The organism is Arthrobacter nitrophenolicus (assembly GCF_045833485.1).
GTDB classification, from domain to species: Bacteria; Actinomycetota; Actinomycetes; order Actinomycetales; family Micrococcaceae; genus Arthrobacter; species Arthrobacter nitrophenolicus.
In genome coordinates, this window is the sequence record NZ_CP174504.1 from 2,608,062 (window position 1) to 2,634,142 (window position 26,081).

Genomic DNA, 26,081 nt, shown 5'->3' on the forward strand with positions numbered 1-26,081 from the left:
AACTGACAATGACTGAGAACAAGCTGATAATCGGTACCGCTCCGGACTCCTGGGGTGTCTGGTTCCCGGACGATCCCAAGCAGACGCCGTGGGAGCGGTTCCTCGACGAGGTGGCCGAATCCGGCTACAAGTGGATCGAGCTCGGCCCCTACGGCTACCTCCCGACAGACCCCACCCGCCTGGCCGAAGAGCTGAAGCAGCGCGACCTCAAGGTCACGGCAGGTACAGTCTTCACCGCCTTCCACCGCGGCCTGGACCAGTGGGAAACCGCCTGGGAACCAGCCCGCAAGGTCGCCGAACTCACCGCGGCCATGGGCGGTGAACATATGGTGGTCATTCCGGCGATGTGGCGGGACGACGTCACCGGCGAAGCAGTGGAAAGCGGCACACTGAGCGACAAGGCCTGGAGCGACCTGTTCGCAGGCCACAACCGCCTTGGCAAGACCCTGCTGGAAGACTTCGGCCTGAATCAGCAGTTCCACTCCCACGCCGACTCCCACGTCGGCGCCCAGGCCGACATCGAGACGCTGCTGGGCGCCACCGATCCGCAGTACCTGAACCTCTGCCTCGACACCGGACACGCCGAATACTGCGGAGCGTCCAGCCTGGACCTGATAAAGAACTACCCGGACCGGATCGGCTACCTGCACCTGAAGCAGATCAACCCGGAGATCCTCAAGAAGGTCAACGAGGAGAACATGACCTGGGCGGCAGCGAACCTGGCCGGCGTCATGACCGAACCCCCGAACGGGCTGCCGGACCTGCGCGCCGTCATTGAAGCGGTGGAGGCGCTGAACCGGCCCATCTTCGGCATCGTGGAGCAGGACATGTACCCCGTCGCGTTCGATGTGCCCATGCCCATCGCCAAGCGGACCCGGAACTACCTGCTCTCCTGCGGATCCCGTACTGCGGTCAACTGACCTCACCCACCACAGACATCGAAGGACAGAACAATGACTGAAACCCTCCGCGTAGCCGTCATCGGTGCCGGACGCATGGGCGCCGACCACATCCAGCGCCTCAACAAGCGCATCCACGGCGCCGAAGTTGCCGCCGTCGTCGACGTCGACCTGGCGCGTGCGCAGGCCGCCGTCGAAGGCATCCCGGGCGCCGTCGCCCTGGCCGACGCCGAGGAAGCGCTCAACAACGGCGACGTCAACGCCGTCCTGATCGCAACCCCCGGATTCCTGCACGAGGACATCCTGCTCAAGGCCATCGCCAAGGACATCCCCATCCTTTGCGAAAAGCCCCTGACCCCGGACGCCGAATCGGCCTGGAAGATTGTCCAGGCCGAGGTTGAGCTCGGCCGCAAGCGCATCCAGGTCGGCTTTATGCGCCGCTTCGACGCCGAATACGCCTCGCTGGGCAAGATCATCCGTGACCACGAACTCGGTGAGCTGCTCATGCTGCACCACCAGCACCGCAACCCCTCCACGCCAGAGGGCTTCACCAACGAAATGCTGATCAACGACTCCGTGGTGCACGAGTTCGACGCCATCCGCTTCTTCACCGGCGAGGAAATCACCAGCGTCCAGGTCCGCCTTGGCAAGGCCAGCAGGAACGCCCCCTCCGGCCAGCACGATCCCCAGCACGTCCTGCTTGAAACCGAATCAGGTGTCCTGGCCGACGTCGAAATCTTCGTCAACGCCAAGTTCGGCTACGAGGTGGCCACCCAGGCGTCCTTCGAGGACGGCATTGTCAGCATCGGCGGGGACCAGGGTCCTTACACGCGCAGCGCCGGCCACTGGGGCGGCAACGTCACCCCCGGCTTCGAAGAACGCTTCGGTGCCGCATACGACGTCGAAATCCAGTCCTGGGTGGACGCGGCACTGAACGGTGAAATCGGCGGACCCTCGGCCTGGGATGGCTACGCCACCGCCGCCTGCTGCGAAGCCGGCGTTGAAGCGCAGAAGAACGGCGAAAAGGTGGCCGTGAAGCTGGCTGCCAAGCCGGACCTGTACAAGTAGCCGCCGCTGGGAGTTTTTGTCCAGATAAAGCGACTTCAGGGCGTTGCAGCCCGCCGTATCCGGACAAAAACTCCTTCAGTCTTACTGTTCCACGATGGAGTGTTTTACGTGAAAATAGCCCTTGACCCCACACCCTTCCACCACTCGCACAGCCTGCTCGAGTTTCCCAAGGTGGTAGCGGATCTCGGCTACAAATACATGCAGATGACGCCGCATGCGGACTTCATCCCCTTCTACAACCACCCCAAAGCGGACGATGAACTGGTGGGCCAGTTGAACAAGGCCTGCAGGAACGCGGGGATTGAAATCGCTTCCGTACTCCCGGTGCTCCGCTGGTCCGGCCCGGACGAGGGCGCCCGCGAGGCGGCGGTCCGTTACTGGAAGCGCGCCATCCAGATCACGGTTGACCTTGGCGTCAGCACCATGAACACCGAGTTCAGCGGCCGCCCGGAAAAGGCCGAGGAATCAGAACGCGCCTTCTACCGCTCCATGGAGGAACTGCTGCCCATCATCGAGCGGGAAGGCATCGACCTGCTCATCGACCCGCACCCTGACGACTTCGTGGAGGAAGGCCTGGCCGCCATCCGCGTGATCCGTGGTGTGAACTCCAAGAACGTGGGCATGGTGTACGTCGCCTCGCACAGCTTCCATATGCGGAACTCGCCGCTGGATATCATGCGCGCCGCAGGGGACAAACTGCGCCTGGTCCACGTGGCGGACACCATGGACCACCATGCCTCCCACGGCCTTCGCTACATCACCAACCCGCCGGGCAACCCGGTCCGGGTACACCAGCACCTGAAGATCGGCGACGGCGACGTCAACTGGGATGAGTTCTTCGGCGGTTTGAACGAGATCGGTTTCCTGGACCGGGACGACACCGTTATGGTCTCCAGCGTTTTCGCCGAGGACGAGAACGCCGAAGAGGTGTCCCGCTACCAGCTGGAGACCATGAAGCAGTACGTCCAGAAGGTCACTGCATGAGTGAGGCGCACCCCTTATCCGCGGCGCCAAAAGCAGGGAAGCAGCCCGGCAACCACAAAAAGGCGCTCCGGACCGTCACCATCATTTCCACGTTCGGCGGCCTGCTGTTCGGCTATGACACCGGCGTCATCAACGGAGCCCTGCCGTATATGCAGGAGGACCTGGGCCTGACGCCGCTGACCGAGGGCCTGGTGACGTCGTCGCTGCTGTTCGGTGCAGCCTTCGGCGCATTGTTCGGCGGCCGTCTCGCTGACCGGAATGGCCGGCGCAAGATGATCATGGTCCTGGCCATCATCTTCCTGGTGGGCACCCTTGCCTGCACGTTCTCACCCAGCACCGAGGTGATGATCGCCGCCCGGTTCGTGCTGGGCCTCGCCGTCGGCGGTGCCTCGGTGACCGTCCCCGTGTACCTCGCGGAGGTTTCCCCCAGCGCACGCCGCGGACGGATCGTCACCCAGAACGAGCTGATGATCGTCACCGGCCAGCTGCTCGCCTTCATCTTCAACGCCTACCTGGGCAACACCTTCGGAGAGTCCGGCGGCATCTGGCGCTGGATGCTCGTCATCGCCACCCTGCCGGCCATTGCCTTGTGGATCGGCATGAACTTCATGCCGGAGAGCCCGCGGTGGCTGGCCTCGATGGGCAGCTTCGGCGAGACCCTCAGCGTGCTGCAGCGCATCCGCTCGCAGGAGGACGCGCGCGCGGAGTTCGAAGAGGTCAAGGCGATGGCCGTGGAGGACTACAAGTCCAAGATGGGCACGTGGAAGGACCTGGGCATCCCGTGGCTTCGCAGGATTTTCTTCGTGGGCCTGGGCCTGGCGGTCATCCAGCAAATCACCGGCGTGAACTCCATCATGTACTACGGCACCCAGATCCTGGCCGAGTCCGGGTTCGGCCGGGAGGCGGCGCTGACGGCCAACATCGCCAACGGCGTGATCTCTGTCCTCGCCACCTTCGTGGGCATCTGGCTGCTGGGCAGGGTGGGGCGCAGGCGGATGCTCATCACCGGGCAGGTGGGAACGACGTCGGCCCTGCTGTTGATTGGCCTTTTCTCACTGATCCTGCCAGAGGGCGCTGCCCGCGGCTTCGTCATCCTGTCGCTGACAGTGACGTTCCTTGCCTTCCAGCAGGGCGCCATCTCTCCGGTGACCTGGCTTATGTTGTCTGAGATCTTCCCGCTAAAGATCCGCGGATTGGGCATGGGAGCGTCCGCCTTTGTCCTGTGGATCGTGAACTTCCTGGTGGGCTTCGGTTTCCCCCAGCTCCTCGCCGCGATAGGGCTGTCCAACACCTTCTTCGTGTTCGCAGTCCTGGGCGTGGGGGCCATTGCCTTTGCGGCGAAGTACGTTCCGGAGACCAAGGACAAGAGCCTTGAGGACCTGGAACACTACTTCAAGAACCTGGCAGGTGCCCCAGCGGAAGTCCCCGCAGGTGGACGCGTGTAGCGGACAGACTCCTGTCCCACCACGCCCCGCAATGCCCCGTTGAGAACTCTCTCAGCGGGGCATTGCGTGTTTAAGACACAAGGCTTTTCCTACGTAAGAACATGCTAATGACAGGACAAAGTCTTGACTTTTGTGAACCGGGTCACCATGATCGAGGGGAAGGCAAAAGAATGCACGTAAGGAAGCGTGCGTGAGGGCCTGAATCAAAGGAGATTTATCGTGAAGAAGTTTTCCTGGCGGAAAGCGGCCCTGGTGGCAGCGGTTGCACCCATGATGGCTTTGAGCGCCTGCTCCAGCACCGGCGGCAGGACTGAGCAAGCCGGCACCACGGGCGGCGGCCAGGTTGCCACCACTGAACGCATGAAGATCGCCCTGATCACCCACGCCGCTCCGGGGGACACCTTCTGGGACATCGTCCGGAAGGGCGCGGAGGAAGCCTCCGCGAAGGACAATGTGGAGTTGCTGTACACCTCGGACCCTGAAGGCGGACGCCAGGCACAGCTGATCCAGCAGGCAATCGACCAGAAGGTCGACGGCATCGCAGTAACACTGGCAAAGCCGGACGCCCTCAAGGACGCCCTGCAAAAGGCGACCGACGCTGGCATCCCGGTTGTCAGCCTGAATGCCGGCGAATCTGTCTCCGCCCAGCTTGGCGCCTTCACCCACTTCGGCTCCAACGAGAAACTCGCCGGTGCCGCCGTCGGATCCAAGCTCAGCGAACTGGGGCTCGACCACCCCATCTGCGTCATCCAGGAACAGGGGCATGTGGGCCTCGAAGCCCGATGCGCCGGTGTCAAGGAAAAAGTGGCCGGAACAGAAATCCTCTACGTGCCCGGCACCGACATGGCCCAGGTTTCCTCAACGGTCACCGCCAAACTCCAGGCAACCGCCGACGCTGACGCCATTATCGGTCTCGGCGCACCCTACACACTCACCATCCTGAAAGCCGTGACCAGCGCCGGGAGCAAAGCAAAAGTCGCCTCCTTCGACATGAATGCCGAACTCGCCCAAAAAATTGTTGACGGCGAGATCGCTTTCACGGTGGACCAGCAGCCGTGGCTGCAGGGCTACGGCGCCATTGATGCGCTCTGGCAGGCCAAGCGCGGCGGCTTCCAGGTCGGCGGCGGCCAGCCTGTGTTGACCGGTCCCTCGATCGTTGATCAGGAAACCGCTCCCGCCGTCCTCGAATTCGCCAAGGAGGGTGTCCGCTAGGGACACCCCTCCCGCCGGGTCCGCGGCCCCGGGCCACGGACCCGGCCCTAGGTAGGAGAACCATCATGACCATCACCCAGAGCGTGACAAAGCCCCCGGCGCTGCGCGACGAGCGACTCATCAAGCGCAACCCTTTCCAGAAGCTCCTGGCACGTCCCGAAGTGGGCGCCCTCGTCGGCGCCATCGTCCTCTTCGTCTTTTTCGCCTCCGTCTCACAGACGTTCATCCAGCCGAACGCCTTTGCCACCGTCCTGTACGGCAGCTCCACCATCGGCATCATGGCAGTTGGGGTGTCACTGCTGATGATCGGCGGGGAGTTCGATCTCTCCACCGGCGTCGCCGTCATCAGCTCCGCCCTCACCGCCTCCATGTTCAGCTGGTACTTCAGCATGAACGTGTGGGTGGGCGTGGTCCTGGCGCTCGTCGTGTCCCTGGGCATCGGCTTCATCAACGGCTGGATCCTGATGAAGACCAAATTGCCGAGCTTTATCGTCACCCTCGCCACATTCCTGATGCTGACGGGCCTCAACCTCGGACTGACCCGCATGATCGGCGGGGGCGTGTCCTCCCCGTCGATTTCCGACATGGACGGCTACCAGGCAGCCCGGGCGGTCTTCGCCTCCTCGGTCAAAATCGGCGGCGTGGACGTCAACAACACTGTCTTCATCTGGATCGCGCTTGTCGCCGTGGCATCCTGGGTGCTGCTGCGGACCAAGGTGGGCAACTGGATATTCGCCGTAGGCGGCGACGCGAACGCCGCACGTGCCGTGGGCGTGCCGGTCAAGGCAACCAAGATCGGCCTCTTCATGGCCGTCGGTTTCTGCGGCTGGGTCCTTGGCATGCACAACCTGTTCGCCTTCGACGCCGTGCAGTCCGGAGAAGGCGTGGGCAACGAGTTCCTTTACATCATCGCCGCAGTCATCGGCGGCTGCCTCCTCACGGGCGGCTACGGCTCGGCAGTGGGTGGCGCGATCGGCGCCTTCATCTTCGGCATGGCCAACAAAGGTATCGTCTACGCCCAGTGGAACCCCGACTGGTTCAAGTTCTTCCTGGGCCTGATGCTGCTCCTGGCCACCATCGTGAACCTGATCGTCAAGCGGCGCGCAGACGCAAGTAAGGGCTGATAACCATGAGTGCCAATCAAATCGACCAGCAGCAGCTCCTCAAGGATGAGAAGGACCCGCTGACCCACACCCCCGTCCACCTGCTTTCCCTGGAGAGCGTGGGCAAGCACTACGGCAGCATCGTCGCCCTCACCGACGTCACGATGGCCGTGGACAACGGCCGGGTCACCTGCGTCCTTGGCGACAACGGTGCCGGCAAATCCACCCTGATCAAGATCATCGCCGGGCTGCACCAGCACGACGAAGGCGTCCTGAAGGTCATGGGGGAGGAGCGCAAGTTCAGTTCGCCGCGGGACGCCCTGGATGTCGGCATCGCAACCGTCTACCAGGACCTAGCCGTGGTTCCCCTGATGCCCATCTGGCGCAACTTCTTCCTGGGCTCGGAGCTGACCACCGGCTTCGGGCCCTTCAAGAAGCTGGACGTCCAGACGATGAAGGACGTCACCAAGAAGGAACTCGCCGACATGGGCATCGACCTGCGCGACGTCGAGCAGCCCATTGGCCAGCTCTCCGGCGGTGAGCGGCAGTGCGTCGCCATTGCCCGGGCGGTGTACTTCGGCGCCAAGGTCCTGATCCTGGACGAGCCGACGGCGGCCCTCGGCGTGAAGCAGTCAGGCGTGGTCCTGCGCTACATCCTCCAGGCGCGGGACCGCGGCCTTGGAGTCATCTTCATTACCCACAACCCCCACCATGCCTTCCCTGTCGGGGACCGCTTCCTGCTGCTCAAGCGCGGAAAGTCGATCGGCTACTACGACAAGAAGGACATCACCCTGGACGAGCTCACCGCCCAGATGGCCGGTGGCGCCGAACTCGCCGAACTCGCCCACGAGCTTGAACAGCTGGGCGGACACGGCGACGTGGTCAAGGAGGTCCAGGCCGAGGTTGCCCACACCTCCGAGTCGCTGAAGGAAGACAGCCCGCGGCACGTGTAGCAGGACACCTGCGCCGGGCCCGCCGGAGAATCCGGACGGGCCCGGCCGCCTGCGGGTGTCCTCCGTTCTGGATTCCCGGGACGCTCACCCGACTGAACTTCCACCTGTTCTGACTACTTGAAAGGACGAGCCAATGGCTTACATCATCCAGGATCCACCACAAGGCGCGGCCCCGGTCCGGATCGGGCTCATCGGCTCCGGCTGGATGGGCGCCTTCCATGCGGAAAGCATCGCCCGCCGTGTCCCGGGCACCATTCTGGCCGCCATCGCAGACCCCAACGTCGAATCCGCCCGTGCACTGGCCGGGGAACTTGGCACCTCAAAGGTCACGGCCAGCGCAGACGACCTCCTGGCCGACCCGGACATCGACGCCGTCGTCATTGCCAGCCCTGCACGCTTCCATGCCCCGTTGATTGCGCAGGCAGCTGCTGCGGGGAAACACGTCTTCTGCGAAAAGCCGGGCGGGCAGGGACTGGAGGAGCTCGACGCCGCACTCACCGCGGTAGAGGAAGCGGGCGTGCACTTCCAGATCGGTTTCAACCGCCGGTACGCGGACGATTTCCGGGCCGCCAAGAAAGACCTGGCGGACGGTGTTGCCGGGACACCGCAGCTCCTGCGCTCGCTGACACGGGATCCCGGCAACGGAAGCATCCCCAATGCAGCAAGGGTGCCCGCCTGGACCATCTTCCTGGAGACCCTCATCCACGACTTTGACACCCTCAACTGGCTCAATGAGGGTGCCGAGCCCGTGGAAGTCTACGCTGTGGCCGATGCGCTCGTGGAGCCGTCCCTGCGTGACCAAGGTTTCCTGGACACCGCCGTGGTGACCATCCGGTACAGCAACGGCGCCATCGCAGTGGCCGAGGCCAACTTCAGCGCACTTTACGGGTATGACATCCGCGGCGAGGTCTTCGGCTCGAAAGGCATGGTGCAGGCCGGACGTTCCACGGAAACAGCAGCACGCCGCTACACCGCGGACGGGCTTTCCGCAGATACCCCGCGGCTCAACATCGAGCTCTTCCGCCAGGCATACACGGACGAACTCGCCGATTTCGCCGCGGCAGTGCGGGCAAAGCGCGACGGCGGGCCCGTACCGTCGTCGGGTGTCACCCTCACCCCGGGGGCTGCCGACGCCCGCCGGGCGCTGGCCATGGCGCTCGCCTGCATCGAGTCCGTCAAGAGCGGTGCCCCGGTTCCCGTCGCTGAGAAGGCAGCCGTCTGATGCGCCTCGCGGTCTGCGCGGAAATGGTCTTCACCGACCTTCCGTTTGTTGAGCGGGTCAAGAGGATCCACGAGGCCGGATTCGACGTCGAGATCTGGGATTCGCGTGGCAAGGACCTCCAGGCACTGAAGGCCACCGGTGCCGTCTTTTCCTCCATGACGGGCTACTCGGCCGGCAGCCTGGTGGACCCGGACACTGCCGACGACGTGGTCCGCACCGCCGAAGCGTTGATTCCCACTGCCCTGGAACTCGGGGTCAGCCGCATGGTGGTGCACCCCGGCGAACTGGTGGACGGCCGGGCCGCCCGCCCCGTGTACCGTTCCACCGGCCGCATGTGGGCCACGGGTGCGCGGACCCTGGAACGGCTCGGGAGGTTGGGCGAAAGGCACGGCGTAACCTTTTGCCTGGAAAACCTCAATACGATCCTGGACCACCCCGGGATCCCCCTGGCGCGGGCCAAGGACACGCTGGCGCTGGTGGAAGCGGCCGCCCATCCGCATGCCAGGATGATGCTGGACCTGTACCACGCCCAGTTGGGGGAGGGAAACCTGATCGAACTGGTGCGGTCCGCCCTGCCGTACATCGGTGAGATCCAGGTGGCGGACGTGCCCGGCCGCTGTGAACCCGGCACCGGGGAGATCAATTACGGGGCAGTGGCCCGGGCGCTCGCAGACGCCGGCTATGAGGGAACCGTTGGCATGGAAGCCTGGGCGAAGGATGACAGCACCGCGGCCCTTGACGCCTTCCGGGCCGCCTTCAGCGTCTACGCAGAGGAAAAGCCATGAGAAGCGTAGTGCTTGGCCTGGTCGGTGTGGGCCGGATCGGGGTGATGCATACCAACAACATCGCAGCGCTCAATGGACTCCTCCACGGAATCGACGTCCGGCTCCGGCTGACGGACGTCGCGGAGGAGCACGCGCGCAACGTGGCGGCCGAACTTGATGCCGAGTTCCTGCCGTCCGTGGAGGCGCTGCTCGCCTCGGGGGTCCAGGGGCTCGTGATCGCGACCGGGACCGGGACCCACCCCGAGCTGATCCGCGCCGGGGTGGATGCGGGGATTCCCGTCTTTTGCGAGAAGCCGGTCGCCATGAACGTGGAGGACGCCCTGCCCGTGCTGGACTACATCCGCAGCAACAACGGAGTGGTCCAGGTCGGCCACCAGCGGCGCTTTGATGCCGGCTATCTTGAGGCCAGGCGCGCCTTCCGGGCCGGGGAGCTGGGCTGGATCCATTCGCTCCGGGCCGTCACCTGCGACGTGGCGCCGCCGCCTGTCGAGTTCCTGGCCACGTCCGGGGGTTTGTTCCGTGACTGTTCGGTCCACGACTTCGATATCCTCCGCTGGCTGACCGGCCGCGAGATCGTGGAGGTGTACGCCAAGGGTTCGAACAACGGTGACGCGGCCATCGGGTCCGTGGGAGATGTGGACACCGCGCTGGCTTTGGTGACGTTCGACGACGGCACGGTAGGGACCGTCTCCGCCAGCCGCTACAACGGGGCGGGCCACGATGTCCGGCTGGAGATCCAGGGCTCGGCCGCATCGCTGGTGGTGGGGCTGGACGACAGGTCGGCGATGGTTTCCGCCGAACCCGGTGTCGCCTTTCCGGCGGGGAAGCCACACAGAACGTTCGCGGAGCGCTTCGACCAGGCGTACAGATCGGAAATGCAGGCATTCGTGGAGCTGATTTTGGGGCGCAGGAAAAACCCCTGCACCCCCGAGGACGCCGTGGCAGCATCGCGGGTTGCCGACGCCGCCCAGGAGTCGCTGGCGAGCGGCTTGCCGGTAAGGGTGGCAAGCGCGGTGCCGAGCCGGATGCCCTGATACGCAGGGAAAGCCGGTCAGCTCACTGCGTGCAGTTTGGGGAGGGCGTCCACGAGGGGTGCCAGTTCGGGGATGTCCTGCGCTTCGTTAAGTGCCTGTTCCAGCGTTGCGTCATGCACGGGACGGGCCTCCGCCAGGAGGCTGCTGCCGTTTGCCGTCAGCTCGGTGTATATGCCACGCCGGTCATCGTCGCACAGGATCCGGGTGAGGAGCCCCCGGTCCTCGAGCCGGTTGACCAGGCGGGTGGTGGCACTGGGGCTCAGGGCTGTGGCGCGGGCCAACTGCTGCATCCGCATGTGCCAGCCGTCCTGGCGGCTCAGTGCGTCCAGGACCGTGTACTCCACGACTGAGAGCTTCGATCCGGCCTGGAGGGCACGCTCAAGTTCGCCTTCAATCAGGCCGTGAAGTGCCGCCAGGGTCCGCCATCCTTGCGCGCGGACCTCGACGGCGTCGTCCTTGATGCCCATGGTGTTTACTCCTTTTGGCTGGGAGCCGGGAGGCGGCCGCCAGCGGATACGGAAATAGTTGCTTGCGCGGGATATTTGCATGTGCAACAATAAATCCCGCGCCTGCAACTATTCTAGGCGCGTTCCCCCGACACGTACAGCTCAAAGGAGCGTCCGCATGCCTCTCGGCCTTCTAGCCCTAGCCCTCGGCGGCTTTGGGATCGGTCTCACCGAATTCGTCATCATGGGCCTGCTGCCCGAGGTGGCAGCAGATTTCGGCGTCAGCGAAGCTTCCGCCGGCTGGTTTATTTCCGGCTATGCGCTGGCTGTGGTTGTGGGAGCCCTCGGGCTGACCGCCGCTGTGACGCGCCTCGACCGCAAGCCCGTGCTCGCCGCCCTGCTGGTCCTGTTCATTGCCGGCAACCTGCTGTCCGCCACTGCCGCCGACTACTGGCCCATGATGCTTGGCCGGGTCATCGCGGCACTCGCGCACGGAGCCTTCTTCGGCATCGGAGCCGTGGTGGCGGCCGATATGGTGGTTCCCAGCAAGAAGGCAGGCGCCATCGCCCTCATGTTCACCGGCCTGACGCCGCCAATGTCCTGGGTGTGCCCTTCGGAACCCTGCTGGGACAGGCTGCTGGGTGGCGCGCCACGTTCTGGGCCATCGCCGTCATAGGACTGGCGGCACTGGCCGGAATCCTGTTCCTGGTGCCGAAGGCTGCCGGAGCCGAGGCCGAGGCGGGCGGGCTGCGCCGCGAGCTGGCGGCTTTCCGCTCCCGCCAGGTCTGGCTCTCCATCATCGTGACCATCCTCGGCTTCGGCGGCATGTTCGGTGCCTTCACCTACATCGCCTATACGCTCACGGAAGTATCCGGCTTCGCCGCCACTGCCGTTCCCTGGCTTCTGATCCTCTTCGGCGTCGGGCTGTTCGCCGGCAACACCCTTGGCGGCAAAGCTGCAGACCGTAATGTGGACCGCACCCTGCTGGTGGTGCTCGCAGCCCTCTTCGTGGTCCTGGTGGTCTTCGCGCTGACGGCGGGCAGCCAGGCGCTGACCATCGCCTCACTGCTGCTGATGGGCGGCTTCGGATTCGCCACGGTGCCCGGCCTGCAGATGCGCGTGATGAAGTACGCCAGCAACGCTCCCACCCTGGCCTCCGGCGCCAACATCGGTGCCTTCAACGTGGGCAACGCCCTGGGCGCATGGCTCGGCGGCGTCACCATCACGGCAGGACTGGGCTACACGTCACCGATCTGGGCGGGTGCCGGCATCACCCTACTGGGCCTGGGCCTGGCAGTCATGGCCTGCGCGGCGGCAGCCGCGAAGCAGACCCAGGCTCGTGCCGAGGTCCCCGCACCCGTACCCGTGAAGGAAGCGGAGCCCTCCCCGGTCTGAGTTTTTGGCCAGAGGGATGTCAGCGCCCGGCCTATCCCGGCGGCGGCAGGTGTGTCAGCCGCCGAACGGCAGGCGCGGGTCGATGTCCTGGTTGTCCCAGCTTTGGCGGACCCAGCCGTGGTGCGGGTCGTCGCTGATCAGCCACTCGCGCACCGGGCCAGGCCCCGCCATGACGTTGAGGTAGTACAGGTCGTAGCCGGGTGCAGCCATCGCGGGGCCGTGCCAGCCGTAGGGGACCAGGACCACGTCGCCGGTGCGGACTTCTGCCGAAACGTCGATGGGCCGTTCATCCGAGGCGTAGACGCGCTGGTAGCCGATGGCATCGGCGTCCTCCGGTGCTGCAGCTCCGGCAGCCACCTGGGTCTCGAAGTAGTAGATCTCCTCGAGGCGCGTCTCGCCCTCTTTCTCCTCGTCATGCTTGTGCGGCGGGTAGGAGGACCAGTTGCCGGCAGGGGTGAGGACCTCGCACACGATGAAACGGTCCGCCTCCAGCGCGGCGGGCGTGCCGAAGTTGTGGACCTGGCGGGAGCAATTTCCTGCACCGCGCAGCTCTACGGGAGTCTCGGCGGCCGTCACCAGGCGGGTGGGGTAGGAGTTCCTGGCGGGCGCGGTGGCAACGGCCACACGCCCGCCGGCGGCGGAACTGATGGACACTGCCCTGCCGGTTCCCGAGTACAGGACGTCGCTGGGGCCGGAAAAGACGGAGGCGCGGCCGCCAAGTTCATAGCCGGTTCCGTCGACCGTTACGGTGAAGGATCCCTGAAGCGGCACTACGATGCGTTCCTCATCCGCGGCGGGAAGGACGACGTCGGACCCTGCGGCGAGGGTGGCGACCTTCAGTCCCGTGTGTGCCCAGCCGTCCACGGTGAGGGAGGAATCGGAGGTGCCGATCGAGACGTCCCACTTGCCGTCGGCGGCGGTGCCAAGGGGGTAGACCCAGTTGGTCATGGAGTGTGCTCCTTGCGGGTTAGCGCTGTACGAGTGTCATTTCAAAGCTGTAGGAATCGGCGCGGTACACGTGCTGGCCCGTTTCCACCCGGCGTCCGGTGTCGTCAACCGCTGTGCGCTCCATGGTCACGAGGGCCGATCCTTCCACGGTTTCGAGCATGGAGGCCTGGTATTCGTTGGCGGTCATGGCCCCGATCCGCTGCGTGGCTAGCCGGAAGTTGACGCCGCCGCGGCGGAGGATGGAGTAAAGGCCTTCGGAGGAGAGCATGGCCTGGTCCATCTCCGCGATGTCATCACGGACCCAGTTCTCCATCAGGGCCAGGGGTTTGCCGCCAACCTTCCGCAGCCGGGTGAAGTGGTAGACCTTCGATCCTTCCGGAAGCTGGAGTGTTGCGAGGATGGCGTCGTCCGCCTCGATGTGGGAAAAACTCAGGACGTCTGTGGTGGGTTTCTTGCCGTTGTTGGTGAGGTCGTCATACAGGCTGGACAGCTCCAGTGGACGGCGCACCTGGCTGGATACCACCTGGGTTCCCACTCCGCGCTTGCGGACCAGCAGGCCGGAGCGGACAAGCTCATCCATGGCTTTGCGCATGGTGGGGCGGGACAGGTTCAGCTGGGCCGCGAGGTCGATCTCATTGTCCAGCCGGCTTCCCGGCTCAAGGACACCGCTGTAGATCGCGGCCTCGATGCCCTGCACCACCTGGTGGTAGAGGGGTACGGGGGAGGATCGGTCGATATTGAGACCCAGCTTGTTCGCCACGTTTCGTTCCTGTTCTACAGTGCGGTTCCAGCCTGCCCCGTAAGGTGTTTCGGCCGCTTTGCCGCCATATGTTCTCTTGATAGGACATACTTTCTTCCCTGATCGTAGCAGGCGCGATAGCAGGGTCAAGGGTGGCAGCGGCCGGGGCAGCGGTCTCGGGCGCTGCTTTGTGGGTGGCCTACGCTGTGGGGATAAGCAGTGGAAGGTGGCGGTGCGCATGAATCTGTCCGGGAACCTTGGACCCAATCCCCACAGCCTGGAGGTGGAGGACCTCGAAAGCTTTGACCGGCTGGTGTCCGCCGGCGCGGTGCACCTGCAGGGCTGGCATGCGCAGTCCCTGGACCTGCGGGGCAGGTCCGCTGTCCTGGACGGGCTGGATGTGGCGGGCGCCCTGTTTATGGGCTGCACATTTGACGACGGCGTGGAGGACGGCCTGCGGCGGCGCGGGGCGCTGATCTTTCCCCGTCTTGCGGGGGTGCCTTTCAATCCGTACCGTTCCACGCTGTACACGCCCGGGGAGCTCTATGCGGGCCTCGCGGAAGCGCGCTACGAGGACCTGCCCGATGCCCGGATCTACCAGTGGAGCATCCAGCCCGGGCTGCGGCACCGGGTGGACGCGACGCTTGCCTCTGCCTTGCACGACCATGCCATTGGCGACGCGCTGGAAGAACTGGCAGCATCCCCTCCCTGGTCAGGGCGCCGCATGGTGGGCGTCATGGGCGGGCACGCGGCACAGCGTGGCAGCGAGGACTACGCGGCGGCGGCAAGGCTCGGCAGGCTGTTGGCACAGAACGGATTCTCCGTTGCCACCGGCGGGGGACCGGGCGCCATGGAGGCGGCCAACCTTGGCGCCTACCTCAGCCAGGCGGACGACGGCGCGCTCCCGGCTGCGCTGGACATGCTCGCCGCCGTTCCCGGTTTCCGTCCCTCGGTCTCGGCGTGGGCACGCGCGGCGGCGGCCGTCGTCGAACGCTATCCGGGCGGAACGCCGTCACTGGGAATCCCCACCTGGTTCTACGGCCATGAGCCGCCCAACTATTTCGCCACCGCCATTGCCAAGTACTTTGCCAACGCCATCCGCGAAGCAATCCTGCTGGAACTGTGCCAGGGCGGCATCGTCTTCCTGCCCGGAGCGGCAGGCACCATCCAGGAGATTTTCCAGGACGCATGCGAGAACTACTACGGGGCCAGGGAAAAGGTCACGCCGATGGTCCTGGTGGGCAGGCGCCATTGGGAACACGAGTATCCGGCGTGGCCCCTGTTGCGGACCATGGCGGCAGGCCGGGCGATGGAGGAGCGGATATTCCTGGTGGACACGGTGGACGACGCCGTGGCGCTCCTGCGGGGCTAGCCGCGCCAAGTCCCGCTGCTCAGAGGTCCTTCCGGCACTGCGCCTTGCCTAACTCGTAAAGGCCGTTGAGGTCACCGGCGGACAGCCCCTCCGGTGTGCCGATTTCCGGGTACATCAGCTGCCGGGGATCCTCCACATGGTCAAGGCCCATGACATGGCTCAGCTCGTGCAGGATCACGGCGGTTGCGTAGAGGTGGCCGTCCGGATTCAGCAGTTCGTTGGCCATCTGCGGCGCATCCAGGTCCAGCCCGCCGGTGACGAACGTCTTGGGTCCGCCGTCGTAGCTGAAATGGGTGCTGCCGCCGGTGCCGATCACCTTTCCCGCGAGCTGCGGGGCCACCTCGGGCGTGGTCCAGGCGATGAGCAGCGGCGCCCAGCGCTCGCCGTAGGCGTCAGGCTGGTAGGGCGGCCGCTGCGGCGAGGGCTGCTCTCCCGTGGTGCCGTCATAGATGAATGAAATCCCGGTTGCTGCCGAGATGGTGGCGATGGCGTCAGGGACAAGCTGCTCCGAGCCGGCCGGGGCAAGATCCGCATTGACCACGTAGTGGAGCGGACGGCAGGGTGAATACCCCACGGGGCTGCCGTCTCCGTTGACGGCCAGGAAACGGTAGGAGTCGCTGCCGACGGCGGGCGGGACGGGGGTACCCAGCGGGGAATCTGCTTCCTCATGGCCCGGGGGAGGAGTGCCAACGCGGGCTTCGGCAGGTTGTGGCGCACCGGCGTCGCCGGACGGGTTGCCGCCTTCCCTCGGCTTGGCTTGCTGATTGCCGGGGCCGATCCGGACGTCCAGGAGATGCTTGACCCGGGGATCGTCCAGCGCCAGCGCGCCGCCGAACACTGCCGCCAGCAGGAGTGCCCCGGCCAGCACGGACCGGTATCCCAGCCCCGTGCGGGGTGCGTCGCCGGCGTGGCGCGGCGGACGGGACTCTGTCATAGGGTCCGCGCCCAGGCCGCGATGCCTGCCATCAACCCACCACGGTGCCGAAGACAAGCCCCAGCAGGTAGGTGATGGCGGCTGCTCCCAGCCCGATGCCGAGCTGGCGCAGTCCCCGGGTCAGGGGGGACGTGCCGGAGAGCAGGCCCACGATGCCGCCGGTGCCCAGCAGGGCGAGGCCCACCAGGACGCCGGCCACCACCAGGGCCGCCACCCCGGTCAGGCCGAAGATGAACGGCAGGATGGGGACGATCGCGCCGGAGGCGAAGAAGCAGAAGCTGGACAGCGCGGCGCCCCACGCGGTGCCGACGGCCTCGTGCTGGTCCTCGTCCTCGGGCAGTTCCGGCTGCAGCGACAGGCTCGGATCGCAGTCGCAGGACAACAGCCCCATGCGTTCCTGGACGCGGTGCTCGGCCGCTTCATGGGACATACCCCGGGCCAGGTAGACCAGGAGGAGTTCGTTGTGCTCGATATCCAGTTTGGGGGCGGCGGCCAGGGTGACCTGGGTGGGCCGGGTGGCAGCCAGCAGCTCGCGCTGGGAACGGACCGAGATGAATTCCCCGGCGCCCATGGACATGGCTCCCGCGAGCAGGCCTGCGATGCCGCTGAGCAGCACCACGCTGCTGGCAACCCCGGAGGCGGCCATACCCATCACCAGGGAGAGGTTGCTGACCAGTCCGTCATTGGCGCCGAAAACGGCGGCGCGGAAACTTCCGGCGAGGCGGTTGCGCCCGCGCGTCGCCAGGCCGCGGACCACTTCCTCGTGGATCTGCTCGTCGGCGGCCATGGCATCGGTGGCGTTGGGATCCTTTGCGTACGGGGATCGGCCCTCGGCCCGCTGGGCAAGTGCCAGCACGAACACCGAGCCGAAATGCCGGGCCAGGAAGCCGACGAACCGGCTGCGGAACGAGGCCTGCGTGGCCTTGCCCGCCTGGTCGCCCAGCAGTGCCAGCCAGTGGGCCTCATGCCGGCCCTCGGCCTCGGCCAGTGCCAGGAGGATCTCGCGTTCCTCGCCCTCCCGGTTCTGCGCCAGGTCGCGGTAGACGGCCGCTTCGGCGCGTTCGTCAGCAAGGTACTGGCGCCACCGTTTGATGTCCGCAGCCGAGGGTTCCCTCTGGGCACCCTGCTGCCGTGCCGGGCCCGACCCGGAGGCCGGCATGGCGGCAGCGGAGGGTACGGGGGAGGGGCGGGGTGGGTTCGGCTGGGCGTGCTGTGACACGGAAACTCCTGGGCTGGACAGGGCATGGTGCGGCCCCATTGCAGAGCCCAGCTTACTGCGAATATCCGGGGTTTTTTGGCCGGTAAACCTCGCTGGAAGGTTTCGGTCCGCCTCAATCCGAACCGGTTCCGCAGGCCCGCGAAGGGCTCCGCAGGACTATTGACCCGCCTGCCGCGCGGTGTTGTGATGAAGGTGTGGCGCAGCCAGCGCCCTCACGAAAAGAGCACGTCAGGCGAACAAACGGAGGTTGGATTATGAGCACCACCGGACAGCACCCGGACATGCCGCACCTGGACGCCGTCGAAGCGGACCCCGCCTACGACTACGCCGAGGATGCACCGGTAGATGAGGACGACTGGGATGCAGAGGACGAATTCCTGGACGAGGAGGAGCCGGTGGTCCAGGCGCCTCCGGTCATCATCGACGCCGAGGATCGGCCCGTTCCGTTGGACGACCCTGACGAGGTCCGCGAAACCGAATAACGACTGACGACGGCGGCGCCTCCCTTCGCTGGATTGCGAAAGGAGGCGCCGCCGTCGTGCGTGGCTAATGGGTCAGGGGGCGGTGACAGCCTCGGCCGGGGCTTCCTCCGACTCCTGCCCGGAGACCCGGCGCTGCCAGTTGCGCATCACCTGCGGGTCGGTGGGCGGGGTGGCGAGCGAGACAGCGATGTAGACAACGGCGGAGGCGATCAGGCCGTAGTAGATGGGCTCGTTGGCGTAGATGCCGTCCAGCGGTGCCTTGGCATTGATTTCCAGGATGATCATGGTGCCCAGCGTCACCACAGAGCCGGCTGCCATGGAGGCGGCTGCGGCGATGCCGGTGCCGCGCTTCCAGACCAGGCCGCCGAGGATCGCCACGAGAAGGCCGCCCACCAGGATGTCGTAGGCGATGGTCAGGGCTGCCACAACGTCCTTGGTGATGATGGCAATGACAATCGCGATGATGCCCAGCGTAAGGACCCAGATGCGGTTGGCCTTGACGTCGTGTTCCGGGTTGTCCGTGTCCTCGGTGTTGATGTCCTTGCCGAACCAGCTGGCCACGAACGGCAGGACGTCGGCCCGGGCCACGGTGGCGGCGGCGATCAGTGCACCGGAGGCGGTGGACATCATGGCGGCAACCGCGGCGGCCAGGACCAGGCCGCCGATGCCGACGGGCAGCAGGTTCTGGGCCACTTCCGCGTAGACGTCGTCCTTGGCAGCGATCTCGATGTTGGACAGGGCAACGCTGGCGGCCATGCCGATGAGGGCGCCGGCAACGCCATAGAGGATGCAGTAGATGCCGGCGGTTGCTCCGCCCCAGCGCGCCACGCCGGGGGTCTTGGCGGTGAAGACGCGCTGCCAGATGTCCTGGCCGATGAGCAGGCCCAGGGTGTAGACCACGAAGTAGGTGATGATCGTCTGCAGGCCGATGCCGTCGATCTGGAAGAAGCTCTCGTCCACGCGGCTGCGGATCCCGTCAAGGCCTCCGGCGGCATTCATCGTGAAGGGCAGCATCAGGAAGAAGATGCCCACGGTCTTGATGACGAACTGCACCTGGTCAGCCAGCGTGATGGACCACATGCCGCCCACCGTGGAGTAGACCAGGACGATGGCGCCGCCGATGGCAATGGCGAGTGCCCGGTCCAGGCCGAACAGCACCACGAAAATGGTGGCGTAGGCACCGGTGGAGGTGGCGCACAGCATCAGCGTGTAGGCGAGCATGACGATGCCGGAGGCTTCCGTCGCCCGGCTGCCGTACCGCAGCGTGAGCATCTGGGAGACCGTGTAGATCTTCAGCTTCTGGATGGTTCCGGCGAACAGGAGGCTCAGGAGCAGAACGCCCGCGCCGATGGCGACCACCAGCCACATGCCGGAGATGCCGAACTTGTAGCCCAGCCCCACACCGCCCACCGTTGAGGCTCCGCCCAGGACGACGGCGGCCATGGTGCCTGTGTAGAGGAACGGTCCGAGGCGGCGGCCTGCCACCAGGAAGTCGCTGTTGTTCTTGGTGCGGGACTTGCCCCACCAGCCGAAGGCCAGCATTGCGAGCAGGTACACCACCACGATGGCGATGTTGATGACACTTACGTCCATGTTGGGTTCCTTGGAGCTGTTCGGCAGCCGTGGCTGTATCCGGAAGGGGACGGCCGGAGCCGCTGCTGAAAATTGGCGGGAGGGGGTTCCCGTAATTGCCTGAGAGGCAACGAATGTTTTCCAAAGGTTAGGCTGTGACGGCAGTAACAGTCAAGGGCGGAGCCTTGGGCCGACGGCTGGCGCGCCTTGGAGGCGTCACAGTGGAGACCGGCCATTAGTATTGCTCCAGAGTGGGCCGGGGCTGCCGGCAATGAAAGGTTCGTACATGAAGGCACTGCCAGTTGAGCCGAGCAACGTTCCCGTTGCCATCGGGTCCAGGATCCGGGCCGCCCGGCAGTCCCAGCGGCTAACCATCGAGCAGGTTGCCGACGCGACGGGGCTGACCAAGGGGTTCCTCAGCCGCGTTGAGCGTGACCTTACGTCCCCGTCCGTTGCCTCCCTGGTCACCCTGTGCCAGGTGCTGTCCATCTCCATCGGGGACCTTTTCGCCGCACCGGAAACCCATTTGACCAAGCGCAATGACGGCCCGCGGATTTCCTTGGGCGGCCAGGGCATCGTGGAGCGCCTGCTGACCGCCCGCTCGGAACGGCGCCTGCAGATCATCCAGGCCTGCATTGAGCCGCACGGCCGCGGCGAGTCGGAGCTTTACGCCGTGGACTGCGACGTGGATGTGCTTCACGTGATCAAAGGCAGCATCCGGCTGATCCTCACGAACGAACAGTATGACCTTGAGGCCGGAGATACGGTGACTTTCCCGGGCCGTGAACCGCACACCTGGATCAACCCCACCGACAAGCCGGTTGAGGTGCTCTGGGTGCTGGTTCCGGCGGCGAGCCGCTAGCCCCTTCCGCGCGTTCCTTCCCGTAGCCACGCGGGCCCGCCGCGTCACGTGAGGCAGCCTTTTGCCGCAAGCCTCCCTGCGGATTCCTGAAATCACGCGCTTCGGCCTGTCTGTGGCTACCAAAAGCATGCCGCGCGTGACGTTGCCCCCCTTTGTTGCGCGTGCCGTCCTGGAGTGCGTCGCGTCAAAGGCCGCTTCGGTAAACACTTGATGCGCATAGGAAAACCGAGGTGTATGATGGCAGTCACATCAGTTACACGACTCCTTGAAGGAGAGGCCTCCCATGGAAGAGCTGCGCATCGAAGCCAACGGCAACCTTGGACCCATCGACTCATCCCGCATTCCCCGTTACGCCGGCGCCGCCACCTATGCACGCCTTCCCCGGCTGGACCAGGTAGCCAAAGCCGACGTGACGGTGGTGGGCGTCCCCTTCGACTCCGGCGTCTCCTACCGGCCGGGCGCGCGCTTCGGCGCCAACCATATCCGCGAGGCAAGCCGCCTGCTCCGTCCGTACAACCCGGCCTGGGACGTCAGCCCCTTCGAAAATGTCCAGGTGGCAGACGCCGGCGACATGGCGGTCAACCCCTTCAACATCAACGAGGCCATCGAGACCGTCCAGCAGAATGCGCTGGACCTCACGGCGACCGGCAGCAAGCTGGTAACCCTCGGCGGTGACCACACCATCGCGCTGCCCCTGCTCCGCGCCGCGGCTGAGCGGGCCGGCGAACCCATTGCCATGCTGCACTTCGACGCCCACCTGGACACCTGGGACACCTACTTCGGCGCCGAGTACACCCACGGCACGCCGTTCCGCCGCGCCGTCGAGGAGGGCATCCTGGACACCGAGGCCATCAGCCACATCGGCACCCGCGGCCCGCTTTACGGCAAGAAGGACCTCGACGACGACCACCGCTTCGGTTTCGGCATCGTCACCTCCGCGGACGTCTACTACCAGGGTGTCCTGGAGACCGTGGCCAAGGTGCGGGACAGGATCGGCAGCCGCCCCCTGTACATCTCAGTGGACATTGACGTCCTTGATCCCGCGCACGCGCCGGGCACGGGCACCCCCGAGGCCGGCGGCATCACCAGCCGGGAACTGCTGGAGATCATCCGCGGCTTCCGCGGCATGAACCTGGTGGGCGCCGATGTTGTGGAGGTGGCCCCCGCCTACGACCACGCGGAGATCACCGGCGTCGCCGCCAGCCACGTCGCCTACGAACTGGTGACCCTGATGGCAGACAAGGCGGTGCCCGGCGACCGGTTCGGCGCGGCCACCGGCTATGCTGCCCAGGCGCTGGGACAGGACATCCGCCGGCCGGCGGGCTTCGCGGCCGCCGGCAAGGAGTAGGGCCATGATCGATTTCGACCCGGGAACAACAGCCCCCACCAAGGGAACCGGTGCCCGCAACGGAGGGGACCTCGTCGTCGAGACGCTGGAGGCGCTGGGCGCGAAGACCGTCTTCGGCATTCCCGGCCAGCATGCGCTTGGCCTCTTCGACGCCATGGGCCGGGGCAACCTGCAGTTCGTCTCCTCCCGGGTGGAGAACAACAGCGCCTTCGCGGCGGACGGGTATTCCCGTGCGACCGGTGAGGTGGGGGTCCTGTTCCTCTCCACCGGGCCCGGTGCGCTGACCTCGCTGGCCGGCCTGCAGGAGGCCTATGCAACGGGCGTCCCGATGGTGGTGGTGGCGAGCCAGATCCCGCTCGAAGGGCTGGGTGCCCGCCGCAAGGGCATGCTGCACCAGCTCGATGACCAGAAGGCCTCGGCGGCGAACGTCACCAAGAGCCAGCGGCTGATCCAGCATGCTTCCGGCATCCCGTCCGCCATCCAGGACGCCTGGACCGAGGCGATCTCCTCGCCGCAGGGGCCGGTCTGGATCGAGATCCCGCAGAACGTGCTGCTGGACCCGATCATGGTCCCGCCGGTGGAAGACGCCCTGGCTGAAGCCGCGGACAACCCTCCCCGGGTGGAGCTGGTCCGCGAGGCGGTGAAGTGGCTGGAAGCGGCCGAACGTCCGGCGATCATCGCAGGCGGCGGAACCCGCCGTGGACGTGCCGAAAAATCGCTGCTGTCCATCGCGGAGAAACTGCGCGCGCCGGTGATCTGCACCCCCGGCGGGAACGGCGCATTCCCGTGGAACCACGAGCTGTCCCTGCAGTCCTGGATCGAGGACCGCCACATGACGGACCTGCTTGAGGATGCGGACGTGCTGGTGGTCATCGGCTCGTCGCTGGGCGAGGTCACGTCCAACTACTTCACCTTCGAACCGCGCGGCAGGATCATCCAGATCGACGCCGAACCCCGCGTGCTGGAGTCCAACCGCCCCGGCCTGGGCATCCGTGCCGACGCCGGCCAGGCGCTCGCCGCCCTGGACGAAGCGCTGAGTCCGGAGAGGGCAGTGGAACCGGGCTGGCACGGGGTGCCGCCTGAGGAGCTGGTCAAGGAATCACTGGCTAAGGTCAAAGCCCGGCTGGAGTCGCAGGACCTGGGCAAAGAGCTGAAATTCATGGCCGATATCCGCGAGGCGGTGCCGGCGGACATGCAGACGTTCTGGGACATGACCATCGCGGCGTACTGGGCCTGGTCCTGCTGGGATGCGCGGGAAGGGCAGTTCCATTCCGCGCAGGGTGCCGGCGGCCTGGGCTACGGTTTTCCCGCGGCAATCGGCGCGGCGGTGGGACTGGAAACGCTCGGCAAGCCGGGGCGGGTCCTGGCCGTGTCCGGCGACGGGTCCTCGATGTACTCCATCTCCGAGCTCGCCACGGCCCGGCAGCACAACGTGCCGGTCACCTGGCTGATAGTGGACGACGGCGGCTACGGCATCCTGCGCGAATACATGGTGGGCGCCTTTGGCAAGGCCACCGCCACTGAGCTGGCCCGCCCCGACTTCGTCAAGCTCGCCGAAGCCTTCGGCGTACCAGCAATCAGGGTGGCCCCCGAGGATGTGGGGGACGCGCTCAGGGCGGGCTTTGCCGCCGACGGGCCGAACGTCGTCGTGGTTGAAACCCTCCTCAAGATGTTCGCGCCCACCCACCTGGACGGCTGACCAGAAACAGAACCGGCACCAGACCCCGGCTCCATCACGGAGCCGGGGTTTTTCTTGTCTCAGAAGCAGATAGTTTCCTAAAGCAATCAATTTCGTATATAGTTGCTTCAGGCAAACAAGTAAGGAGTGCCTGGGTCATGGCAGTAGCACCGGACACGGCAGCAGACCTCGTCTACCAGATCTTCGACCTGCAACGCGCCGTCCGCTGCATCGCCGCGGCCGGTGTCCGCGGCCAGGACACGGGAGTGGCCCTCCAGGGCGTCCTGCGCTTCGTGGGGGAGGGGGAGTCCCGGGCCACGAAGCTCGCGGAACGGCTGGGCGTCAGTGCCCCCGTGCTCAGCCGCCACATCGCCGACCTCGAGGAGCAGGGCCTGGTGGTCCGGCGGCAGGATCCGGAGGACGGCCGCGCCCAGCTGGTGGCCCTCACACCGGCCGGAAAGGACAAGCTGCGGCAGATCGAGGAGCAGCGGACCGCAATCCTGCAGGACTACCTGCGTGACTGGAGCGAGGCGGACGCCGGCAACACGGCGAAAACCCTGCACAAGCTCACCGAATCACTCAAGAAATCAGCCCGGGCAACGGCGGCCGGCATCCCATCAACTCCAGAGGAGCAGAAACATGGTTAGCCAAGCCGCAGCCCCCGCCCACACCGCCGCCACGCCACCTGTGGCAGCGCCGGAGATGTCACACCGCCAGATCATGGAGGCCCTCACCGGGCTCCTGGCAGCCTTCTTCACCGCCATCCTCAGCAGCACCATCGTGGCCAACGCGCTGCCCACCATCATGTCCGACCTGCACGGCACCCAGACCGACTTCGCCTGGGTGATCACCGCCGCCCTGCTGGCCAACGCCGCCACCACACCCATCTGGGGCAAGCTCGCCGACCTGTTCAACAAGAAGGTCCTGGTCCAGCTCAGCATCGTCATCTTCGTCGCAGGGTCGGTCATGGCCGGACTCTCCGAAACCATCCCGCTGCTGCTGGGTGCCCGGGTGATCCAGGGTATTGCCATGGGCGGCCTCACGGCCCTGGCCCAGGCCATTATCGGCACCATGATTCCGCCCCGGAACAGGGGCAAGTACTCCGGCTACATGGGAGCCGTCATGGCCGTGGGAACCGCGGGCGGTCCTCTCCTGGGCGGCTTCATCGTGGACAGCCCGCTGGGCTGGCGCTGGACATTCTTCGTGTGCGTGCCGCTCGCCGTCGTCGCCCTCATCCTGCTGCAGGTCACCCTCAAGATCCAGCACGTCCGGCGCCCGGCGAAGATCGACTGGCTGGGATCGATCCTGCTGACCACGGGCGTGAGCCTGCTCCTGATCTGGGTGTCCTTCGCGGGCAACCCCGACTACTACGACTGGATCTCCTGGCAGTCCGCCCTGATGGTGGGAGGCGGCGTCCTCCTCCTGGCGCTGCTGGTGCTGGTGGAGTCCAAGGTGGAACAGCCCATCATTCCGCTGAAGATCATCTCCGAACGCACAACGGCGCTGGCCATCCTGGCCTCCGTGGCAGTGGGCGTGGCCATGTTCGGATCCTCCACCTTCCTGGGCCAGTACTTCCAGGTGGCCCGCGGCGCCACGCCCACCGAGGCAGGCCTGCTCACCCTGCCCATGATTGCCGGCAACCTTGCCGGCTCCGTGGCCTCGGGGCTCCTGATCACCCGGACGGGAAAGTGGAAGGGCTACCTGATTGCCGGTTCCGTCCTGCTGATCGGCGGGCTGGGGCTGTCCGGCACCATGGACCACACCACCGAACTGTGGCACGCAGGCGTCTTCACCGCAGTCCTGGGCCTCGGCCTGGGGATGCTGATGCAGAACCTCGTCCTGGCTGTGCAGAACACCGTCCGAGCCTCCGACATCGGAAGCGCCAGCGCCTCGGTGGCCTTCTTCCGCTCGGTGGGCGGCGCCATCGGCGTCTCGGTCCTGGGTGCCGTCCTCGCCAACAGGGTCAGCGAACTGGCCACCCGGGGAATGGCCGCCGCCGGAATCCCCGTCCAGGGCGGCAGCGCCGGCAGCAGCCTGGACCTGGCACACATGCCCGAACCGGTCCGCGAGATCATGCGTGCCGCGTACGGTGATGCCACGGCAGAGGTGTTCCTGATTTCCGCCGCGGTTGCCGCGGTGGCACTGGTAGCAGTCCTCTTCATCAAGGAAAAGCCGCTGCGCCGCACCGTGGACATCCAGCCTGCAGTGGAGGCGGAAAGTACGACGCCGGAACTTGCCCCAGCGGCCAGGTAACCTGCCGCGGTACTCCCCGCGGATGATCTTCTGTACGGTTTGTTCCCCGCCGGGGAGGAGTTTCGTAGAGTGAGAAGGCTAAGGATGTCAGCCCCGGCTGCTACTACTTAACCCCTCTTCTTACCGAA

General features: G+C 65.9%; 23 protein-coding genes and 1 pseudogene. 18 read left to right on the top strand and 6 right to left on the bottom strand.

Annotation, left to right across the window (positions count from 1 at the left end; translation table 11 throughout):
* The first annotated feature begins 8 nt into the window (after nt 1-8).
* From ACJJV6_RS12220 to ACJJV6_RS12265, 10 genes are all read left to right on the top strand, one after another.
* Nucleotides 9-920, top strand: a complete 912-nt coding sequence (locus ACJJV6_RS12220) for a sugar phosphate isomerase/epimerase (RefSeq protein WP_354176416.1) — start codon at nt 9-11, stop codon at nt 918-920.
* 33 nt (nt 921-953) lie between these two features.
* The gene (locus tag ACJJV6_RS12225) at nt 954-1,967 is read left to right on the top strand and encodes a Gfo/Idh/MocA family protein (RefSeq protein ID WP_009356900.1); all 1,014 of its coding nucleotides are present in this window, start codon (nt 954-956) and stop codon (nt 1,965-1,967) included.
* 108 nt (nt 1,968-2,075) lie between these two features.
* Nucleotides 2,076-2,951, top strand: coding sequence for a sugar phosphate isomerase/epimerase (locus tag ACJJV6_RS12230; RefSeq protein ID WP_354176414.1), 876 nt, complete (start codon nt 2,076-2,078; stop codon nt 2,949-2,951).
* A complete protein-coding gene (locus ACJJV6_RS12235; RefSeq protein WP_009356901.1) occupies nt 2,948-4,396 on the top strand; it encodes a sugar porter family MFS transporter in 1,449 nt (482 codons plus the stop codon). Before ACJJV6_RS12230 ends, ACJJV6_RS12235 begins: the two co-directional genes overlap by 4 nt.
* Before the next feature lie 219 nt (nt 4,397-4,615).
* A complete protein-coding gene (locus tag ACJJV6_RS12240) occupies nt 4,616-5,608 on the top strand; it encodes a substrate-binding domain-containing protein (RefSeq protein ID WP_133352048.1) in 993 nt (330 codons plus the stop codon).
* A gap of 65 nt (nt 5,609-5,673) precedes the next feature.
* On the top strand, nt 5,674-6,732 hold the full coding sequence (locus ACJJV6_RS12245) for an ABC transporter permease (protein WP_009356902.1): 1,059 nt from the start codon (nt 5,674-5,676) through the stop codon (nt 6,730-6,732).
* Between the two features lie 5 nt (nt 6,733-6,737).
* Nucleotides 6,738-7,664, top strand: a complete 927-nt coding sequence (locus ACJJV6_RS12250) for an ATP-binding cassette domain-containing protein (protein WP_009356903.1) — start codon at nt 6,738-6,740, stop codon at nt 7,662-7,664.
* 133 nt (nt 7,665-7,797) lie between these two features.
* Nucleotides 7,798-8,886, top strand: a complete 1,089-nt coding sequence (locus ACJJV6_RS12255; RefSeq protein WP_354176412.1) for a Gfo/Idh/MocA family oxidoreductase — start codon at nt 7,798-7,800, stop codon at nt 8,884-8,886.
* On the top strand, nt 8,886-9,671 hold the full coding sequence (locus tag ACJJV6_RS12260; protein ID WP_354176410.1) for a TIM barrel protein: 786 nt from the start codon (nt 8,886-8,888) through the stop codon (nt 9,669-9,671). Before ACJJV6_RS12255 ends, ACJJV6_RS12260 begins: the two co-directional genes overlap by 1 nt.
* The gene (locus ACJJV6_RS12265) at nt 9,668-10,705 is read left to right on the top strand and encodes a Gfo/Idh/MocA family oxidoreductase (RefSeq protein WP_354176409.1); all 1,038 of its coding nucleotides are present in this window, start codon (nt 9,668-9,670) and stop codon (nt 10,703-10,705) included. The genes ACJJV6_RS12260 and ACJJV6_RS12265 overlap by 4 nt, the downstream gene beginning before the upstream one ends.
* Nucleotides 10,706-10,722: 17 nt before the next feature.
* Here the strand turns inward: ACJJV6_RS12265 and ACJJV6_RS12270 are convergent, their stop codons facing one another.
* A complete protein-coding gene (locus tag ACJJV6_RS12270) occupies nt 10,723-11,172 on the bottom strand; it encodes a MarR family winged helix-turn-helix transcriptional regulator (protein ID WP_009356907.1) in 450 nt (149 codons plus the stop codon).
* A 157-nt stretch (nt 11,173-11,329) separates the two neighbouring features.
* On the opposite strand from ACJJV6_RS12270, the pseudogene ACJJV6_RS12275 reads away from it, so the two are divergent.
* Nucleotides 11,330-12,546 (top strand): annotated as a pseudogene (locus tag ACJJV6_RS12275) (MFS transporter).
* A 54-nt stretch (nt 12,547-12,600) separates the two neighbouring features.
* Here the strand turns inward: ACJJV6_RS12275 and iolB are convergent.
* Entirely contained in the window at nt 12,601-13,494 is an 894-nt protein-coding gene (gene iolB / locus ACJJV6_RS12280) for a 5-deoxy-glucuronate isomerase (RefSeq protein WP_009356908.1), read from the bottom strand.
* Nucleotides 13,495-13,513: 19 nt separating this feature from the next.
* On the bottom strand, nt 13,514-14,254 hold the full coding sequence (locus tag ACJJV6_RS12285) for a GntR family transcriptional regulator (RefSeq protein ID WP_354176406.1): 741 nt from the start codon (nt 14,252-14,254) through the stop codon (nt 13,514-13,516).
* Nucleotides 14,255-14,471: 217 nt separating this feature from the next.
* Between ACJJV6_RS12285 and ACJJV6_RS12290 the strand changes: the two genes are divergently transcribed.
* Nucleotides 14,472-15,605, top strand: a complete 1,134-nt coding sequence (locus ACJJV6_RS12290; RefSeq protein WP_009356909.1) for an LOG family protein — start codon at nt 14,472-14,474, stop codon at nt 15,603-15,605.
* A 19-nt stretch (nt 15,606-15,624) separates the two neighbouring features.
* Here the strand turns inward: ACJJV6_RS12290 and ACJJV6_RS12295 are convergent, their stop codons facing one another.
* Together ACJJV6_RS12295 and ACJJV6_RS12300 are read right to left on the bottom strand one after the other, a co-directional pair.
* On the bottom strand, nt 15,625-16,539 hold the full coding sequence (locus ACJJV6_RS12295) for a matrixin family metalloprotease (RefSeq protein WP_009356910.1): 915 nt from the start codon (nt 16,537-16,539) through the stop codon (nt 15,625-15,627).
* A 31-nt stretch (nt 16,540-16,570) separates the two neighbouring features.
* Nucleotides 16,571-17,758 carry a VIT1/CCC1 transporter family protein gene (locus tag ACJJV6_RS12300; protein WP_009356911.1) on the bottom strand — a complete coding sequence of 396 codons (1,188 nt, stop codon included), beginning with the start codon at nt 17,756-17,758 and terminating at the stop codon, nt 16,571-16,573.
* Between the two features lie 254 nt (nt 17,759-18,012).
* On the opposite strand from ACJJV6_RS12300, the gene ACJJV6_RS12305 reads away from it, so the two are divergent.
* A complete protein-coding gene (locus ACJJV6_RS12305) occupies nt 18,013-18,240 on the top strand; it encodes a hypothetical protein (RefSeq protein ID WP_009356912.1) in 228 nt (75 codons plus the stop codon).
* Nucleotides 18,241-18,312: 72 nt separating this feature from the next.
* Here ACJJV6_RS12305 and ACJJV6_RS12310 read toward each other — a convergent pair whose 3' ends face one another.
* Nucleotides 18,313-19,833 carry a sodium:solute symporter gene (locus ACJJV6_RS12310; protein WP_354176403.1) on the bottom strand — a complete coding sequence of 507 codons (1,521 nt, stop codon included), beginning with the start codon at nt 19,831-19,833 and terminating at the stop codon, nt 18,313-18,315.
* Nucleotides 19,834-20,098: 265 nt separating this feature from the next.
* On the opposite strand from ACJJV6_RS12310, the gene ACJJV6_RS12315 reads away from it, so the two are divergent.
* The 5 genes from ACJJV6_RS12315 (at nt 20,099) to ACJJV6_RS12335 (ending at nt 25,953) form a co-directional block, all read left to right on the top strand.
* Nucleotides 20,099-20,674, top strand: a complete 576-nt coding sequence (locus ACJJV6_RS12315; RefSeq protein ID WP_354176402.1) for a cupin domain-containing protein — start codon at nt 20,099-20,101, stop codon at nt 20,672-20,674.
* A gap of 283 nt (nt 20,675-20,957) precedes the next feature.
* Nucleotides 20,958-22,022 (top strand): agmatinase, encoded by a 1,065-nt coding sequence (gene speB / locus ACJJV6_RS12320; protein WP_009356914.1) that lies wholly within the window; start codon nt 20,958-20,960, stop codon nt 22,020-22,022.
* A 4-nt stretch (nt 22,023-22,026) separates the two neighbouring features.
* Nucleotides 22,027-23,721, top strand: a complete 1,695-nt coding sequence (locus tag ACJJV6_RS12325; RefSeq protein WP_009356915.1) for a thiamine pyrophosphate-binding protein — start codon at nt 22,027-22,029, stop codon at nt 23,719-23,721.
* 137 nt (nt 23,722-23,858) lie between these two features.
* Complete coding sequence (locus ACJJV6_RS12330; protein WP_009356916.1) at nt 23,859-24,347, top strand: MarR family winged helix-turn-helix transcriptional regulator; 489 nt, start codon at nt 23,859-23,861, stop codon at nt 24,345-24,347.
* Nucleotides 24,340-25,953 carry an MFS transporter gene (locus ACJJV6_RS12335; protein ID WP_009356917.1) on the top strand — a complete coding sequence of 538 codons (1,614 nt, stop codon included), beginning with the start codon at nt 24,340-24,342 and terminating at the stop codon, nt 25,951-25,953. Before ACJJV6_RS12330 ends, ACJJV6_RS12335 begins: the two co-directional genes overlap by 8 nt.
* Nucleotides 25,954-26,081 lie beyond the last annotated feature (128 nt).